9 protein-coding genes are annotated in these 18,634 nt (G+C 33.7%); all 9 read left to right on the top strand.

Annotated elements, in window-relative coordinates; genetic code table 11:
* The first annotated feature begins 11 nt into the window (after positions 1-11).
* Genes ACH5TX_RS10055 through ACH5TX_RS10015 form a run of 9 tightly spaced genes read left to right on the top strand, consistent with a single transcriptional unit; the run spans position 12 to position 18,602 of the window.
* Positions 12-1,028, top strand: a complete 1,017-nt coding sequence (locus tag ACH5TX_RS10055; protein ID WP_439339371.1) for a glycosylasparaginase — start codon at positions 12-14, stop codon at positions 1,026-1,028.
* A 3-nt stretch (positions 1,029-1,031) separates the two neighbouring features.
* Positions 1,032-4,163 carry a beta-galactosidase, LacZ type gene (gene lacZ / locus ACH5TX_RS10050; RefSeq protein ID WP_439339370.1) on the top strand — a complete coding sequence of 1,044 codons (3,132 nt, stop codon included), beginning with the start codon at positions 1,032-1,034 and terminating at the stop codon, positions 4,161-4,163.
* Between the two features lie 5 nt (positions 4,164-4,168).
* Positions 4,169-6,490, top strand: a complete 2,322-nt coding sequence (locus ACH5TX_RS10045) for a glycoside hydrolase family 20 protein (protein ID WP_439339369.1) — start codon at positions 4,169-4,171, stop codon at positions 6,488-6,490.
* Between the two features lie 45 nt (positions 6,491-6,535).
* Positions 6,536-7,819: an alpha-L-fucosidase gene (locus ACH5TX_RS10040; RefSeq protein ID WP_439339368.1), complete on the top strand. Its 1,284-nt coding sequence runs from the start codon at positions 6,536-6,538 to the stop codon at positions 7,817-7,819.
* Positions 7,820-10,156 carry a GH92 family glycosyl hydrolase gene (locus ACH5TX_RS10035; RefSeq protein ID WP_439339367.1) on the top strand — a complete coding sequence of 779 codons (2,337 nt, stop codon included), beginning with the start codon at positions 7,820-7,822 and terminating at the stop codon, positions 10,154-10,156. It abuts the gene before it with no gap.
* A 26-nt stretch (positions 10,157-10,182) separates the two neighbouring features.
* Positions 10,183-11,667 carry an alpha-L-fucosidase gene (locus ACH5TX_RS10030; protein ID WP_439339366.1) on the top strand — a complete coding sequence of 495 codons (1,485 nt, stop codon included), beginning with the start codon at positions 10,183-10,185 and terminating at the stop codon, positions 11,665-11,667.
* A 9-nt stretch (positions 11,668-11,676) separates the two neighbouring features.
* Positions 11,677-13,926 carry a GH92 family glycosyl hydrolase gene (locus ACH5TX_RS10025; RefSeq protein WP_439339365.1) on the top strand — a complete coding sequence of 750 codons (2,250 nt, stop codon included), beginning with the start codon at positions 11,677-11,679 and terminating at the stop codon, positions 13,924-13,926.
* A 9-nt stretch (positions 13,927-13,935) separates the two neighbouring features.
* Positions 13,936-16,578, top strand: coding sequence for a glycoside hydrolase family 3 N-terminal domain-containing protein (locus ACH5TX_RS10020; protein WP_439339364.1), 2,643 nt, complete (start codon positions 13,936-13,938; stop codon positions 16,576-16,578).
* A complete protein-coding gene (locus ACH5TX_RS10015) occupies positions 16,575-18,602 on the top strand; it encodes a glycoside hydrolase family 97 protein (protein WP_439339363.1) in 2,028 nt (675 codons plus the stop codon). Before ACH5TX_RS10020 ends, ACH5TX_RS10015 begins: the two co-directional genes overlap by 4 nt.
* The last annotated feature ends 32 nt before the right edge of the window (positions 18,603-18,634 follow it).

Raw genomic sequence — 18,634 nt, 5'->3', positions numbered from 1 at the left:
AATAAAAAGAAATGTCAAACAGAAGAAATTTCATAAAAACAGCAGCTTTAGGAACCATAGGTGTGAGTACTATTTTAAGTTGTAAAGAAACTGCTAAAAATGAAGAAACTGTTACTTTAGAAAATGACATACCTCAAAAAAGACCATTAATCATTTCAACATGGAATCATGGTTTACCAGCTAACGAAGAAACTTGGAAACAATTAAAAGCAAAAAAGACAACCATAGATGCTATTGAAGCAGGAATGAAAATACCCGAAGCCGACCCTAATGTTAGAAGTGTAGGTTATGGTGGTTATCCAGATCGTGAAGGAAAAGTAACGTTAGACGCCTGTATAATGGATCATAATAGTGATTGTGGTTCGGTTAGTTTTTTAGAAGGAATTATGCATCCTATTTCGGTAGCCAAAAGAGTTTTACAAAACACACCTCACGTAATGTTATCTGGTGAAGGAGCTCTCCAATTTGCTTTAGAAGAAGGGTTTAAAAAAGAAAATTTACTAACAGCCGAAGCTGAAAAAGATTGGAAAAAATGGTTAGAAGCGTCTAAATACAAACCCGTTATCAATATAGAAAACCACGACACCATCAGTATGTTGGTTATTGATGAAGACGGCAATATTTCAGGCGGTTGTACAACAAGTGGTGCTGCTTGGAAAATGCATGGTCGCGTTGGTGATTCTCCAATAATTGGTGCAGGATTATTTTTAGATAATGACGTTGGTGCCGCAGCAGCAACAGGTTTAGGTGAGGCAGTTATTAGAACCGCAGGAAGTGCTATGGTGGTTGAATTAATGCGTCAAGGTAAAAGTCCTAATGAAGCTTGTAAAGAAATTGTGGAGCGTATTTACAACAAGCATAAAAACCATAAGGACATGGAATATTTACAAGTAGGCTTTATAGCAATAAATAAAAACGGCGAACATGGCGGCTATAGTTTACGATCAGGATTTAACTATGCTGTTTGCGATGAAGAAAAAGGAAACAGAATGGAAGATGCACAATTTAAAATGACTTGGGATAATTAGTAAATGAAAAACAGGCTATACATAATACTATTTTTAATAGCGTCAATAACCGTAAATGCACAAAAAAAAGCGCCTTTCTGGTTAAACGAAAAAATAAATGAAGAGCATCGTATGCCGATGCGCGCTTCTTATTATGTATATGAAAATGAAGCTTCGGCAGCAAAAGGCGATTGGAAACATTCTGAAAACTATCTGAATTTAAATGGAGATTGGAAGTTTAAATACGTAGATGCTCCTAATGATTTACCAAAAGAATTTGAAAAAACAACGTTTAATGATACCCATTGGGATGATTTTAAAATTCCAGCCAATTGGGATGTTAACGGCTATGGATATCCCATATACACCAATACAACCTATGAGTTTGCGCATTGGATTACTGTAAATCCGCCTATAGTACCAACAAAATATAATCCTACTGGCGTCTATAGAAAAACAATTACGGTTAATGATACTTGGGATGGTAAAGATGTTTTTCTTCATGTAGGTGCTGCAAAATCGAATCTTACGGTTTGGGTAAATGGCACATATGTAGGCTATGGTGAAGATGGCAAATTACCACAAGAATTTAAGTTGAAAACGTTTTTAAAATCAGGTAAAAATACCATCGTTTTAAAAGTGATGAAATGGAGTGATGGCTCCTATTTAGAATGTCAAGATTTTTGGCGAATGAGTGGTATTACAAGAGACACTTATTTATATGCTCGAAATAAAACCCATCTAGTCGATTTTGAAATCACGCCAAATTTAGATGATGCTTTTATAGATGGTACTTTAAACGTTTCAACAAAATTTTCAGGTGTCAACAAAAAAGAAAACTATGTTTTAGAGGTTCAGTTAAAAAACAATGAATCTATAATTACTTCAAAAACAATTCAAGTTAATGAACCTCAATCAAGTTTTATCTTTAATGTAAAACAACCTAAAAAATGGACTGCTGAAACGCCCAATTTATATCAAGTTCTTTTCATTTTAAAAAACAAAAAAGGAACTGTTGTTGAGGTTATTCCACAAAATGTAGGTTTTAGAAATGTAGAAATTAAAGGCGGACAATTACTTGTTAACGGTAAAGCAATTTATATAAAAGGCGTTAATCGTCATGAAACCGATCCAACCACAGGGCAAACCATTTCAAGAGCACGTATGGAGCAAGATATTAAGATGCTAAAGCAGTTTAATTTCAATGCCGTTAGAATGTCGCACTATCCAAATGACCCCTATTTTTATGATTTATGTGATACTTATGGCATCTATTTAGTAGATGAAGCCAATATCGAATCTCACGGTATGGGGTATAATATCACCAAAACATTAGGCAATAAACCCGATTGGGAATTAGCCCATTTACAGCGTATGAAGCGCATGGTTGAACGCGATAAAAATCATCCATCGGTTATTATTTGGAGTATGGGTAACGAAGCTGGAAATGGTTATAATTTTTACCGTGGCTACCTTTGGATAAAAGATCGCGACCCTTCAAGACCCATACAATATGAACGCGCCACTGCTGATGGTTGGGAAGGTAAAACCTTAAAATTTGATTGGGATTCTGATATTGTAAACCCTATGTATAGTTCGCCAAAAGGCATGGAGGAATACATCGCAGTCAATCCAAAACCGAATCGCCCATTTATTCAATGTGAATATGCTCATGCTATGGGAAATTCTATGGGGAATTTTAAAGACTATTGGGATGTGATGCGAAAGCATAAAAATTTTCAAGGTGGTTTTATTTGGGATATGATAGACCAGTCTATTTATAAAACAAGAAACGATGGTTCTAAAGTTTTTGCTTATGGTGGCGATTTTGGACCAAAAGACACACCAAGCGATAACAACTTTTTAAACAATGGGGTTTTTAACCCAGAACGAGAACCCAATCCACATGCGTTCGAAGTTAAAAATGTACTTCAAAATATTCATACCTCTTGGAAAAACAAAGACGAAATAAGCATCACTATTTTTAATGAATTTTTCTTTAAAGATTTAAGCAATGTGAGCTTACATTGGACACTACTTTTAGATGGTATTGAAGCTGAAAGCGGAACAATTAATGATTTAGACATCAATCCGCAGCAAGATAAGACATATACTTTACCTGTTCATTTAAAAGGTAAAACCTATCAAGAAGCCTTTGTAAACATCAGTTATACCTTAAAAGAAAAAGAACCATTTTTACTTAAAGGATTTGAAATTGCAACAGAACAACTTCATTTAAAAGGTGTTTGGCAAAACAAAATGACTCTAGAGAATGGAGCTAAAATGACTATTACAAAAAGGAACCAAGATGTTGTTTTTAAAAGTGATAAAGCTGAATTGTCTTTTGATAAAAACACAGGTTTTATTAATAAGTACGTATTTAATAATGAGTCTATTTTAAAAGCAGGCTATGCTTTAAAACCTAATTTTTGGAGAGCACCAACCGATAATGATATGGGTGCACAATTTCAGAAAAAATTATTGCCTTGGAAAAAAGCTGTAGAAAATCCTACTTTAATACGATTTGATTATAAAAAGGCTAAAAATAATACGATTACAGCAACAGCGGTTTATAAGTTACCTGATGTGTTTTCGGATTTGATTATTATTTATTCATTTAATAGTGAAAGTGTTTTAGAAGTGCAACAAAAATTGAATATCAATAAAAAGACACCTTTGTTACCTCGTTTTGGTATGGAAATGATATTACCTAAAGCTTTTAGTGAAATTTCATACTACGGTAGAGGACCTTATGAAAACTATAGCGATAGAAAGTATAGTGCGCATATTGGGCTTTATAATCAAACGGTTTCAGAACAATATTATCCATATATCCGTCCGCAAGAAACCGGGAATAAAACAGATGTACGATGGAGCGATATATCGAATAACACCATAACATTACATATTGAATCGGATGCATTATTCAATATGACAGCCTTACATTATCTTACAGAAGATTTAGATGATGGTCTAGAAAAAAACCAAAGAAATGCTGCCGATTTAAAAGAACGAGATCTAACCAATTTAAAAATAGATAATAAACAAATGGGGATAGGCAGTATTGACAGTTGGGGAGCGTGGCCTATGGAGAAATACTTGCTAAAAGATAAAACTTATCAATATCAGTTTAAAGTAACACCAATTTTAAAATAAAAAACATGAAGACTTTACATCTATTTTTTGGGCTAACATTATTACTGGTTTTTAATGCTTGTCAAGAGCCAAAAGTATTTACAGAAGCCGACATTCAAATTATTCCAAAACCATTAGAAGTCAAACTTCATAAAGGTACATTTGAATTTTCAGAAGCTACACAATTTGTGATTGCCAATGATGCTCAAAAAGAAATTTACAATATATTAATTAACAAATTTGAAAAATCAGCAGGTTGGAAACCAAAAATAGTTAATGAAATTCCAAAAAGTAATTATGTGAAATTTGATATTGATGCGAGTCTTGAAAATGAAGCTTATATATTAAACGTTAATGATAATCACATTGTTATTTCAGCTAAAAATAATTCAGGTTTTTTATACGGATTAGAAACCATCAGACAATTATTGTCTTTAAAAATAGAAAGTCAAAAAATAGTTTCTAATATAGCATGGATAATTCCAAATATAAGTATTAATGATAAACCTCGTTTTCAATATCGTGGATTAATGCTTGATTTATCACGTCATTTTTTCGGAAAAGAATACATAAAAAAAACGATTGATCGTTTGGCAATGCATAAAATGAACACTTTGCATTTGCATTTAGTAGATGATCAAGGTTGGCGTATTGAAATTAAAAAATATCCAAAACTAACCGAAGTTGGTGCATGGCGTGTGGACCAAGAACATATTCCTGCATGGAATGGTAGATCTAGAGCTAACCCCGATGAGAAAGGCACCTATGGTGGTTTTTTAACTCAAGATGAATTAAAAGACATTGTAAAATATGCTCAAACTAAAAATATTGAAATTATTCCTGAAATAGAAATGCCAGCACACGTAAGTTGTGCGATAGCTGCTTATCCGGAGTTATCATGTTTAAACGAACGTATTTCTGTACCATCGGGAGGCGTATGGCCCATTACTGATATTTATTGTGCTGGTAAAGACAGTACGTTTAAGTTTTTAGAAGATGTTTTGGATGAAGTGATGACCGTTTTCCCATCAAAATACATACATATTGGCGGTGATGAAGCCACAAAAACAAATTGGAAAACATGTCTGCATTGCAAAAAGCGAATGCAACAAGAACATCTAAAAAACACTCACGAATTGCAAAGCTATTTTGTAAAACGTATAGAAAAATATATCAATTCAAAAGGCAAAAAACTAATTGGTTGGGATGAGATTTTAGAAGGTGGCCTTGCGCCAGATGCAACAGTTATGAGCTGGAGAGGTGTAAAAGGAGGTCTTGAAGCATCAGAACAAGGTCATGATGTTATTATGACACCAGGAACACATTGTTATTTCGATCATTACCAAGGTATTCAAAGTGAAGAACCTAGAGCTTTTGGAGGCTATACTCCATTAAGTAAAGTGTATCAATTCGATCCTATTGTAGATTCAATGACAGTTGCACAAAAAAAACATGTACTAGGTGGGCAAGCTAATTTATGGGCAGAATATATTCCTACTACAAAACAATCAGAATACATGATTTTTCCTCGACTTGCAGCCTTATCAGAAACATTGTGGAGCCCAAAAGAATCACGTAATTGGGATAACTTTTCATCTAGAATTAAAACCATCTTTAAACGTTATGATCTTTTAGGTATTAATTATTCAAAAAGCGCCTATCAAATAACTTTCAATTCAACAGCAAATATTGCCATGAAAGAAGTTGATTTAGCGTTAAACACAGAATTTCCTAATGCCGATATTCGATATGTTTTCGGTGACAAAAAAATAGAAAAACAAGCATTAAAGTATACAGACACTATAAAATTAAAAGAAACAACCATTATAAAAGCATCGCTTTTTGAAAATGAAAAACCTTTTGGAAAAGTATATATTGATACCATTCATTTTCACAAAGCAGTGGCAAATAAAGTAAATTATAAAACCAACATAAATAAAAGTTATTTAGGTGATAATTTCACCTTAGTAAATGCCATTAGAGGCTCGAAAAATTTCCATGACGGGCAATGGCAAGGGTGGTTAATGAACGATATGGAAGTGGTTATCGATTTAGAAACTAATCAAACAATAAAACAAGTTATCGTTGGATTATTAGAAAGCCAACTCTCAGGAATATATTATCCTGTAGCAATAGATGTGTTTGTTTCAAATGATGGTGAATCCTATAAAAAAGTTGGTGATATAGAAATACCTTATGTTCTTAATTATAAAACACATCTAAAAGACTTTAAAATTAATTTTAAAGAACAAACAGCCCGTTATATAAAAGTTATAGCAAGAAATTTAAAGAAAAATCCTAAAGGCGATAGTGTTTTTATTTTCGCCGATGAAATTTTAGTAAATTAGAAAATGAAGTGTTTAAAATTCTTATTAATAGTATCGTTTCTAACAATGAATTTTGTTGTTGGACAGGAGAACGAATTGCCTAAAGAAGAGCGATTAGCCTGGTTTAAAGATGCTAAATTAGGAATCTTTATTCACTGGGGTATTTATGCTGTAAATGGTATTGATGAATCGTGGTCGTTTTATAATAATTATATTTCGTATGACGATTATATGAAACAATTAAATGGGTTTACCGCTAAAAATTATAATCCCAAATATTGGGCAAAACTAATTAAAGAAAGTGGTGCAAAATACACCGTGATTACAACAAAACATCATGACGGAGTCGCACTTTGGAATACGAAGCAAAGTGATTTAAATGTGGTTGATAAAACGCCTGCAAAAAAAGATGTCATTACGCCATTTGTAAAAGCTACCCAAAACGAAAATTTAAAAGTAGGTCTGTATTATTCGTTGTTAGATTGGTCGTATCCAGATTATCCTAATTTTTTAAGAGATAAAAAACGGTATACCAAAGATGAGAAACGATGGAATAATTTTACCAAATTCAATTTTGGTCAAATAGAAGAATTAACAAAATTTAATCCAGATTTATATTGGTTTGATGGCGATTGGGAGCAATCTGCTGAAAAGTGGAAGGCCAAAGAAATTCGTCAGTTATTATTAGAAAAAACACCAACAACTATTATCAACTCAAGATTGCAAGGCTACGGCGATTATGAAACTCCAGAACAAGGTGTTCCTATTACAAAACCTTCAAATACGTATTGGGAGTTGTGTATAACCATGAACAATTCATGGGGTTATCAGCCAAACGATACAAATTATAAATCGGTAAATCAATTAATCCGAATTTTGGTCGATTGTATCAGTATGGGAGGGAATTTATTGTTAGATATTGGCCCAAAACCAGACGGCACGATTCCTCAAGAACAAATAGATATTTTAAAAGGTATTGGAAGATGGACAAGTAAACATAAAACAGCTATTTATGGTACGCGAACTGGCATTCCTTCTGGACATTTTAATGGGTATACAGCGTTGTCAAAAGATAAAACTATCTTGTATTTGTATGTTGACAATAAACCTAACGGACCATTACTTATTAAAGGCTTAAAAAATAAAATGAACAGAGCATGGGTTGTGGGCAATGGCACTAAATTAAAAACAACTGTTGTAGGAAAACAATATTGGAGCGCTGTGCCAGGGTTATTATATATTGATGTACCTGAAGCTGTTCAAGATAAAGACGTAACTGTAATAGCTATTCAATTAGATGGTGAAGTCGATTTGTATAAAGAAAAAGGACAAGTTATAGAAAGCAATTAAATGAAAATATGTAATAGTATGAAGATAATCAAATTAGTGTTTTTATTTATAGCGTTCGGTTTGATGTCGTGTAATCAAAGTCAAGTCACATCTAAAGAGAAAGAAGGGAATACGAATCTTGTAGATTTTGTAAACCCATTAATGGGAACAGATTCAGATTATAACTTGTCAAACGGAAATACGTATCCTGTAATTGCAACACCATGGGCTATGAATTTTTGGACCCCAATGACGGCTAAGATGGGAGATGGATGGACATACGCTTATGATGCAAAAAAAATAAGAGGAATCAAACAAACCCATCAACCAAGTCCATGGATTAATGATTATGCGGCGTTTTCTTTAATGGCAGTAACGGGCGATTTAAAATTTCAAGAAGATGAGCGTGAATCGTGGTTTTCACACAAAGCCGAAATAGTAAAACCCTATCATTATTCGGTGTATTTAGCTGATTACGATGTGGTGGCAGAAGTTACTCCTACAGAACGCGCTTCTCATTTTAAATTTACATTTCCAGAAGCCGAAACATCATATATTATGCTTGATGCTTTTTTTAAAGGGTCGATGGTAAAAATTATTCCTGAAGAACGTAAAATCATTGGCTATTGTAGAAATAATAGTGGTGGTGTTCCAGAGAATTTTCATAATTATTTTGTGGCAAAATTTGATAAAGATTTTGAAACAAACGATACTTGGACAGATGGTTGGAGACTATTAGAAAACACAACATCTAGTGAAGGTGATCACGTGGGGGCAGTTGTTGGTTTCAAAACTAAAAAAGGAGAAGTTGTTCATGTTAAAGTAGCCTCATCATTTATAAGTCCAGAGCAGGCAGCTTTAAACCTTTCTAAAGAAATAGGAACAGATACGTTTGAACAAACCAAAGAAAAAGCCAAACAAGCTTGGGAAACCGAATTGAATAGAATTCAAATTGAAGATAATAATATAGACAATTTAAGAACATTTTATTCATGTTTGTATCGCGTATTGTTATTTCCAAGAAAATTTTATGAGTTTGATAAAGACAATAATATTGTGCATTACAGTCCGTATAATGGCAAAGTCGAATCCGGTTATATGTTTACAGATAATGGCTTTTGGGATACCTTTAGAGCAGTTTTTCCATTTTTTAACATGATGTATCCTGAATTGAACAGCCACATTATGGAAGGTTTAGCAAATACGTATAAAGAATCAGGTTGGTTACCAGAATGGGCAAGCCCAGGACATAGAGATTGTATGGTGGGCTCAAATTCTGCCTCCATTATTTCGGATGCCTTTTTAAAAGGAAATGTAAAAGAGAAAGATGTGGCTGTGCTTTTTGAAGCTATTTTAAAAAACGCAAACATTGAAGAAGGTCGTCCTGTAAACTCTGTGGGTAGAGCGGGTTTGAGTTATTATAATAAATTAGGGTATGTGCCTTACAATGTAGGCATCAACGAGAATGTTGCTAGAACTTTAGAATACGCTTATGACGATTTTACCATTGCAGAAATGGCTAAAAAATTAGAAAAAAAAGATATTGCAAAGCGATTTTTTAAACAATCTATGAATTATAAAAACGTATTTGATGCATCAACCAATTTAATGCGAGGCAAAAATAAGGAAGGTGATTTTCAAAAACCTTTTAACCCTCTAAAATGGGGAGATGCGTTTACCGAAGGGAATAGTTTACACTACACATGGTCTGTATTTCATGATATTGAAGGCTTAATCACTTTAATGGGAGGAAAAGAAAATTTTGCCGCCAAACTAGACGAAGTCTTTGAAATGCCTCCAAAATTTGACAATTCTTATTACGGACAAACCATTCATGAGATTAGAGAAATGCAAGTGATGAATATGGGAAATTATGCGCATGGAAATCAGCCCATCCAACACATGATTTACTTGTATGATTATGCAGGCGAAGCTTATAAGGCTCAAGAAAAAGTAAGAAATGTGCTTACCAAATTATATACTGCAACGCCAGATGGGTATTGTGGAGATGAAGATAACGGGCAAACATCGGCGTGGTACGTGTTTAGCGCTTTAGGCTTCTATCCTGTAACACCTGGTGTTGACCAATATGCCATTGGAAGCCCTTTATTTAAAAAGACAACCCTGCACTTACAAAATGGGAATACCTTTGAAATTAAAGCGTCAAATAATTCTAAAAACAATGTGTATATTCAGTCGGCAAGTCTAAATAATAAAGCATATTCTAAGACATATATAAATTATGAAACCATTCAAAATGGTGGCATAATAGATTTTAAATTAAGTGATACACCTAATAAAAATTGGGGAAGTACATCGGAAGATGTACCGTATTCATATAGTAATACAAAGAAATAAACGAACAAACACGATAATCAAGGACAATGAAAAAAAGAATCGCAATTTTAGCTCTATTAGTTTCAGCAAAGATATTTTCTCAAGCCATTTATGAAGACGAAAGGTATGTACCAGAAACAGATCCATTAGTTTTAGAAAACCTAGAAGAATGGCAAGGGAAAAAATTCGGATTATTAATGCATTGGGGAACTTATTCGCAATGGGGAATTGTAGAATCTTGGTCTTTATGTCCTGAAGATTACGGTTGGTGTGAACGTACAAAAGGTAGTAACCCTCAAAATTACTATCAATATGTAAAAGATTATGAAGCTTTAAAGAAAACATTTAATCCTAAAAAATTCAATCCAGAAAAATGGGCAAAAGCAGCTAAAGATGCTGGAATGAAATATATGGTCTTTACCACCAAACATCACGATGGATTTTCGATGTTCGATTCTAAATATACAGATTACAAAGTAACTGATCCAGAATGTGCATTTAGTACAAATCCTAGAGCAAATGTTACAAAAGAAGTTTTCAATGCGTTTAGAACAGAAAATATGTGGATTGGCGCATATTTCTCAAAACCAGATTGGCATACAGAGTCTTATTGGGATCCATACTTTCCTCCATTTGATAGAAATGTAAATTACGATCCTAAGTTGTATCCAGAAAAATGGCAAAAGTATGTAGATTTTACGCATAATCAAATCTTAGAATTATTGACAGATTATGGTAAAGTAGATATTTTATGGCTTGATGGTGGCTGGGTAAGAAAAAGAGATTCAATAAATGTTCATCAAAATTATGATGAAAAATTTGAAGAAAATAAATCAGGTAACGGATTTATAAAACATCGCGTTGTTGAGCAGGATGTGAAAATGGACGAATTGGTAGTAAAAGCGCGCAAAAAACAACCAGGTTTAATTGTAGTTGATAGAGCTGTACACGGTAAAAATCAAAACTATTTAACACCAGAAAACCGTGTTCCAGAAAAAACATTGCCATATCCTTGGGAATCTTGTATTACTTCTGGAGGCGGATGGTCTTATACACCAGATGCTAAGTATATGACAGGTAGAGAGGGAATTCAGATGTTGGTTGATGTTGTTGCAAAAGGTGGAAATTTATTGTTAAATGTTGCGCCAGGACCTGACGGACAATGGCAACAAGGTGCATATGATTTATTAGCTGCATATGGCGCTTGGATGAAAATAAATAGCAGTGCGATTTATAACACCAAACCTATTGCTCCTTTCAAAGAGAACAACATTTGTATGACGCAAAACCAAAAGGAAAATGTATTCTTATTTTATATGGCAAAAGAAGGTGAAACTAAAATTCCTTCCGAAGTTATTGTGAAATCAATTAGTCCTAAAAAAGGAGCTAAAATTACAATGTTAGGTTCAAAAACAAAGTTGAAATGGCAAAAATTAGAGAAAGGATTTAAAGTAATAATTCCAGAGAAATTAAGAAATAATTTACCATGTAAAGAAGTATGGACTTTAAAAATAAATAAAGTAAATAGATAAAAGCAGCCTATGTTTTTAAATTCAAAAAATCAATTTTTAAAAGCCATATATATAATGGCTTTTTGGAGTTGTTTTCACATTCATGCACAAGAACCTGCTGATTTTGTCAATCCGTTTATTGGTTCTTCAAATTTTGGAACAACCAATCCTGGCCCCATTGCGGTTAGAGGAATGGCAAATGTGTCGCCTTTTAATGTGGCTGGACCTCAAAATTCACCTTTTGACAAAGACAGTCGTTGGTGGTCCACGCCGTATGCTAATGAAAATAAATATTTAACAGGTTTTAGTCACGTAAATATTAGCGGTGTTGGCTGTCCAGAATTGGGTGTTATTTTAGCAATGCCAACCACAGGTTCTTTAGAAACCGATTATTTAAAATACGGTTCAACCTACAAAAACGAACATGCTTCTGTTGGCTATTACACAAATACTATAGAAAAATATAAGATTAAAGTAGAAGCCACGGCAACTACGCGTGTAGGGGTTAGCAAATATCATTTTCCTAAAGGCGATGCCAATATTTTAATCAACTTAGGTTTAGGATTAACTAATGAAGAAGGTGCGATGACAAAAGTAGTGTCTCCTACAGAAATTGAGGGGATTCGTTCCGTAGGTTCTTTTTGTTATTACAAACCTGAGGAAGCTTATCCTGTATATTTTGTAGCGCGTTTTTCTACACCAGCCAAAACATTTGGGGCTTGGAAAAAAACCGCAAAAAACAAAGGTATTGAAGGTCAATGGATGGGATACAACGGCAAAACACGAATCAAAAAAGGTTTTACTAAAGAAGTAGTTGGTGATAGTATTGGTGCGTATATGCGTTATCATTTTGATAAGCCAACCACAGTTGAAATGAAAATTGGTGTATCATACGTAAGTATAGAAAACGCTAGAGAAAACTTAGAAAAAGAAACTGCTAACAAAACTTTTGATCAAATTTTAGCCGATTCAAAAAAAGAATGGAATTCGTATTTATCAAGAATTAAAGTAGAAGGCGGAAGTGATGATGACAAGACTGTTTTTTATACAGCGTTGTATCATACCTTAATTCATCCAAACACTCTGAATGATTTTAATGGTGATTATCCTAAAATGAAAACCAGAGAAACATTAAAAACGGATGGCACACGTTACACCACGTTTTCATTATGGGATACGTATCGAAATTTACATCAGTTGATGAGTTTGGTTTATCCGAAGCAACAATCCAATATGGTAAAAAGTATGTTGCAGATTTATGACGAATCGGGTTGGTTGCCAAAATGGGAATTAAATGCTACGGAAACAACCACAATGGTGGGAGATCCTGCTGGAATTATTATTGCAGATACGTATTTAAAAGGCATCAGAGATTTTGATGTTAACAAAGCATATACTGCTATGAAAAAATCTGCTACACAAATTGAAGAGAATCCATTGCGACCAGGTTTAAAAGATTATATCGAAAAAGGATATTTAACGACAAAAACAACACACAGCGGTTCGGTTTCTACTACGCAAGAATACAATATTACCGATTTTTCCATTGCACAATTAGCAAAGGCTTTGGGTAAAAACGAAGATGCCAAAGTGTTTTCGAAAAGAGCAATCTCTTATCGTAAATTATTTGATAAAAAATTCAATTTATTGCGTCCTAAAAATGATGATGGTTCTTGGTTAACGCCTTACAATCCAGAAGTTGGAGCTAATTTTCAGAAAAACTTAGGTTTTATTGAAGGAAATGCGTGGCAATATAGCTTTATGGTTACGCACGATACCAAAGGGTTAATCAAGTTAATGGGTGGCAAAATAGCGTTTGCTAAAAAACTACAAGAGGTTTTTGATAAAGACCAATTTGATATGGCAAATGAACCCGATATTGCTTATCCGTTTTTGTTCAACTATGTAAAAGGTCAAGAATGGAGAAGTCAAAAAATGGTAAAAAAACTAGTGCATCAATATTTTCAAAATAAACCTGCAGGTTTACCAGGAAATGATGATACGGGAACGATGTCTGCTTGGTTGGTATCTGCTATGATGGGAATTTACCCTGTCGTTCCAAGTGACCCAAAATATACGATTACCACACCTATGTTTGATAAAATTACGATTCAATTAGATCCAAAATATTATAAAAACAAAACGATTGTTATTGAAAGAGAAGTGAATAACAACGGAAACATCAAGCAAATTAAATTAAACGGTAAAAATTACAATAGTTATTTTATATCACACGATGATCTTGTAAATGGTAAAACTTTAAAAGTGATTCAAAATTAATATCAAAAAATGAGAAAAACAGCAATAATAGTCGTCTTTATATTTGGATGTGTCCTTCAAGGATTTTCGCAAAAATATCCTTATCAAAATGAAAAATTACCTGTAGAGGAACGCTTGACAGATTTGTTGAGCCGAATGAGTTTAGAAGAAAAAGTCCGCCAAATGGATATGTACAAAGGCGAGTTTTTTAAAGAAGGAGAAGACTTTTCAAAAAGTAAAACCAAAAATAAGATTGGTGATTTAGGCGTTGGTGCGATACATGATATTTATCCACGTTCAGCGAAAATGATTAATGAACTTCAAAAAGATGTTATCAAAAATAATAGATGGGGCATTCCTGCATTGATTATGTGTGAAATGCTGCACGGATATTTAGATGAAGGAAGTACGGCTTTTCCAATCAATATTGGTTTAGGTGCGACTTGGGATACTGAATTGATGAAAAAAGTAGGTGGCGTTATAGGAGCAGAAGCCAGAGCACACGGTGTTCATTTTGGCTTAGGTCCTGTTTTAGGTGTTGGTCGTGAACCTCGTTGGGGACGTGTTGCCGAAACTTTTGGAGAAGATGTGTATTTGGCTGGTGAACTCGGTTTAGCTATGGTCAATGGAATGCAAGGTGATACTTTGGCATCAGACCGATCTATTATTGCAGAACCAAAACATTTTGCGGTGCATAGTTATCCACAAGCAGGTGGAAACTCATCACCCGTAATTGTTGGAGAACGTACAGCTCGTGAAGATTTTTTACCTTCTTTTGAAAAAGTATTTACCAAAGGAGGTGCTTTAGGAACGATGTGTGCGTATTCTGAATTAGATGGAATTCCGTGTGCAGCTAATCATTGGTTATTAACTGATGTATTGCGAAAAGAATGGGGATTCAAAGGTATTGTGGTCTCAGATTTAGGAGCTATTAAATACATTCAAACCACACATTATGCCGCTGATTCTCCTAAAGAAAGTATCCGTCAAGCAGTTTCAGCAGGTGTTGATATGCAGTTTTATGACTTTTCAAATGAGTTTTGGCAAAAAACACTTATTGAACTTGTAAATGAAGGTGAATTATCGATGGCTGATATTGATAGAGCTGCTGGAGGTGTGTTACGATTGAAGTTTTTATTAGGTTTGTTTGAAAATCCTTATACCGCTAAAAACTTAATCAAAGAGCGTTTTCATTCAAAAGAAAATCAAGATATTGTTTTAGAAGCGGGACGTAAATCCATCACTTTATTAAAAAATAAAAACAAATTATTGCCTTTAAGCAAAGATATCAAAACCATTGCGGTTATTGGACCAAATGCCAATGCATCACGTTTAGGAGGCTATTCGGTAAAAAATAAAGTAGCAACTACGGTATTAGAAGGCATCAAAGAAGTTGCAGGTGAAAACACAGAAGTATTGTATGAAGAAGGTGTACCTTTAATTGTAAAAGGGCAAATTATTCCATCAAAATATTTATTTACACCAGATGAATCTCAAAACGGATTAAAAGGCGAATATTTTAATAATAAAAAAATAGAAGGAAAACCAGCCTTAACTCGTATTGATAAAGATTTACAATTTGATTGGCCTTGGAATCCTGGAGCAGGTGTTAACGATGATAATTTTTCAATTCGTTGGACAGGTTTTATCAAATCTGATACGTCATTTGATGGTTGGATTGGATTGAGTTCTGATGATGGTATTAGAATGTGGATTGATGACCAATTAGTGATTGATAATTGGAAAAAAGGCGCAACTAGTATTGTAACTGCACCAAAGAAAATTGAAGCTGGCAAAAAATATAAAGTCCGCATAGAAATGTGGGAAGGCGGTTGGGGTGCCAGAGCACACTTGCGTTGGAATTTGAAAAAAATCGACTTACAACCTGCTATTGCTATTGCTAAAAAAGCAGACGTAGCCGTTGTTGTTTTAGGAGAGTCTAGAGAATTGGTAGAAGAAAATAGAGATGTTGCTACTTTAAAATTACACGGAATGCAACAAGAATTAATTCAAGCAATTCAGGCAACAGGAACACCTGTGGTTTGTGTCTTGTTAAACGGTCGTCCATTAGCTGTTAATTGGATTAATGAAAATATTCCTGCTATTTTAGAGGGTTGGTTCCCTGGGGAAGCTGGTGGAAAAGCTGTTGCCGATGTGTTATTTGGTGATTATAATCCAGGAGGAAAAAATCCGATTACTTTTCCGAAATCTGTTGGACAACTACCTATTTATTACAATCAAAAACCATCTGCAATTCATAGATATGTGAGTGAAAGCGAAAATCCATTATACACTTTTGGTTACGGATTAAGCTATACTACTTTTGAATATTCAAACATAAAATTAAGTGCAGATAAAATCAAAACAGATGGCAGTTTAACTGTTACTGTTGATGTGAAAAACACTGGAGATTATGATGGTGATGAGGTGGTACAATTATACATTAATGATGTCTACAGTAGCGTGACAACACCTAGAAAAACATTAAAAGGTTTTGAGCGTGTGTTTATTAAAAAAGGAGAAACTAAAAACATCTCATTTAAATTAACATCAAACGAATTGTCTATTTGGAATCGTGAGATGAAAAATGTGGTTGAATCTGGTGATTTTGAAGTGATGGTTGGGGGAAACTCTGTTGAATTATTGAAAGCAATGTTTAAAGTGACTAAATGAAAATTCTAAAGCATCTATTATATTTTTTGAGCTTATTATTGGTAACAAGTTGTGCTAATAATAAGCCTTTAAAAGTAACATCGCCCAATCAGAAAATTGAAGCTATTATTGAAATAAAAAATGAATCTTTTAATTATTCTGTTAAGTATAAAGATTCACTTTTTATTAAATCTTCTGCACTTGGTTTCGATTTAAAAGATGCACCATCATTAGATAAAAACTTTAAAGTATTAAGTTTTGAAAACAGTCAATCAAAAAGTACTTGGACACAAGTTTGGGGAGAGAATAAAAAAATCGTTGACAATTATAATCAGTTGAAAATCCACTTACAAGAAAAAGAAGGATTACAACGAAAAATGAACCTAATCTTTAAAGTTTATGATGATGGAATAGGGTTTCGTTATGAAATACCTGAGCAAAAAAATATTGACAGCATACGTATTACAAAAGAGTTAACCGAATTTAATTTTAGAAAAAATCATACAGCTTGGTATATTCCAGCAAATTTTGAATCGTATGAAACGCTATATAAAAAGGCAGATATTTCAGAAGTTCCTTCAGCAAATACACCAATAACGTTTGAAACTACCGATGGTTTTTTTGCAAGTATTCATGAAGCAAATTTGACAAATTATGCCGATATGACTTTGTTGAAGTCTAAAAGCAATCAGTATGCCTTTGAATGTAATTTAGTGCCATGGCCAGATAGTGTTAAGGTGAAAACAAAAACACCTATGGAAACACCTTGGCGAACTATCTTAATCACGGATAAAGCAGAAGATTTAGTAGCTTCAAATACTATTTTGAATTTGAATGAATCTAATAAAATTGAAGATACCTCATGGATAGAACCTATGAAATATATAGGTATTTGGTGGGGGATGCATTTAGGTACTAGCACTTGGACTTTAGGCGAAAGACATGGAGCAAATACAAAGGATACAAAACGTTATATAGATTTTGCACACGATCATAATATTCAAGGTGTTTTGGTAGAAGGCTGGAACACAGGTTGGGAAAATTGGGGTAAAAAGGGTGCTTTTGATTTTGTAACCCCTTATGAAGATTTTAATATAAAAGAAGTTACCCAATATGCAGCATCTAAAAATATAGAGTTTATCGGGCATGTTGAAACAGGAGGTAGCGCACAATCTTTTCAAGATAATTTTGATAACATATTTTCAATGTATCAGAGTTACGGAGTTAAAACTGTAAAAACAGGTTATGCGGGTGGCATACAAACAGCAGGGCAATATCACCATGGGCAATTTATGGTAAACCATTATAGAGCCGTTGTAGAAACGGCAGCAAAATATCATATTATGATTGATGCGCATGAACCTATAAAGCCAACAGGAATTAGAAGAACCTATCCAAATATGATGACGCGAGAAGGCACACGTGGTATGGAATGGAATGGATGGAGTTCTGGAAATCCACCAGAACATCATACTATATTACCTTTTACCAGAGGATTAGGTGGTCCTATAGATTATACGCCAGGTACTTTTGATATTTTATATAAGAATGCTAAAAATAGAGTAAAATGGAATGATTTGGATGATGGAACTTCAAGAGTAAATACCACTTTAGCAAAACAATTGGCTTTGTTTGTGGTTTTGTATAGTCCATTGCAAATGGCTTCTGATTGTATTGATAATTATGATAATCAACCAGCATTTAAATTTATTTCAGATTTAGGTGAAGATTGGGAAACATCAAAAGTAATCAATGGTAAAATAGGAGATTACATTACTATTGCAAGAAAAGATAAATTTAGCGATGATTGGTTTTTAGGAAGTATTACAGATGAAAATAAACGTGATTTAAAAATCGAGTTATCATTTTTAGACAAAGACAAAACTTACCGTGCCGAAATTTATGCAGACGGAACCAATGCCGATTGGAAAACAAACCCTCAAGACATTGCTATAACGCAACAAACAGTAAATTTTAAAACGGTGTTGGATTTAAAATTAGCTGCAGGAGGCGGGCAAGCGATTCGATTTACACCAATTAAATAATTATTTGTTTAGCTTTTTAAGAAAATATTTAG

The sequence above is a fragment of the Thalassobellus citreus genome (genome assembly GCF_044385915.1).
GTDB classification, from domain to species: Bacteria; Bacteroidota; Bacteroidia; order Flavobacteriales; family Flavobacteriaceae; genus Thalassobellus; species Thalassobellus citreus.
Note: the sequence above shows the minus strand (reverse complement) of the source record. Positions and strands in the feature narration are given on the sequence as shown.

Excerpts from the sequence above, each read along its gene's own strand:
- ACH5TX_RS10030 (WP_439339366.1), top strand. The coding sequence starts at position 10,183 with ATGAAAAAAAGAATCGCAATTTTAGCTCTATTAGTTTCAGCAAAGATA.
- ACH5TX_RS10025 (WP_439339365.1), top strand. The coding sequence starts at position 11,677 with ATGTTTTTAAATTCAAAAAATCAATTTTTAAAAGCCATATATATAATG.
- ACH5TX_RS10040 (WP_439339368.1), top strand. The coding sequence starts at position 6,536 with ATGAATTTTGTTGTTGGACAGGAGAACGAATTGCCTAAAGAAGAGCGA.
- ACH5TX_RS10045 (WP_439339369.1), top strand. The coding sequence starts at position 4,169 with ATGAAGACTTTACATCTATTTTTTGGGCTAACATTATTACTGGTTTTT.
- ACH5TX_RS10020 (WP_439339364.1), top strand. The coding sequence starts at position 13,936 with ATGAGAAAAACAGCAATAATAGTCGTCTTTATATTTGGATGTGTCCTT.
- ACH5TX_RS10015 (WP_439339363.1), top strand. The coding sequence starts at position 16,575 with ATGAAAATTCTAAAGCATCTATTATATTTTTTGAGCTTATTATTGGTA.
- ACH5TX_RS10035 (WP_439339367.1), top strand. The coding sequence starts at position 7,820 with ATGAAAATATGTAATAGTATGAAGATAATCAAATTAGTGTTTTTATTT.
- ACH5TX_RS10055 (WP_439339371.1), top strand. The coding sequence starts at position 12 with ATGTCAAACAGAAGAAATTTCATAAAAACAGCAGCTTTAGGAACCATA.
- lacZ (WP_439339370.1), top strand. The coding sequence starts at position 1,032 with ATGAAAAACAGGCTATACATAATACTATTTTTAATAGCGTCAATAACC.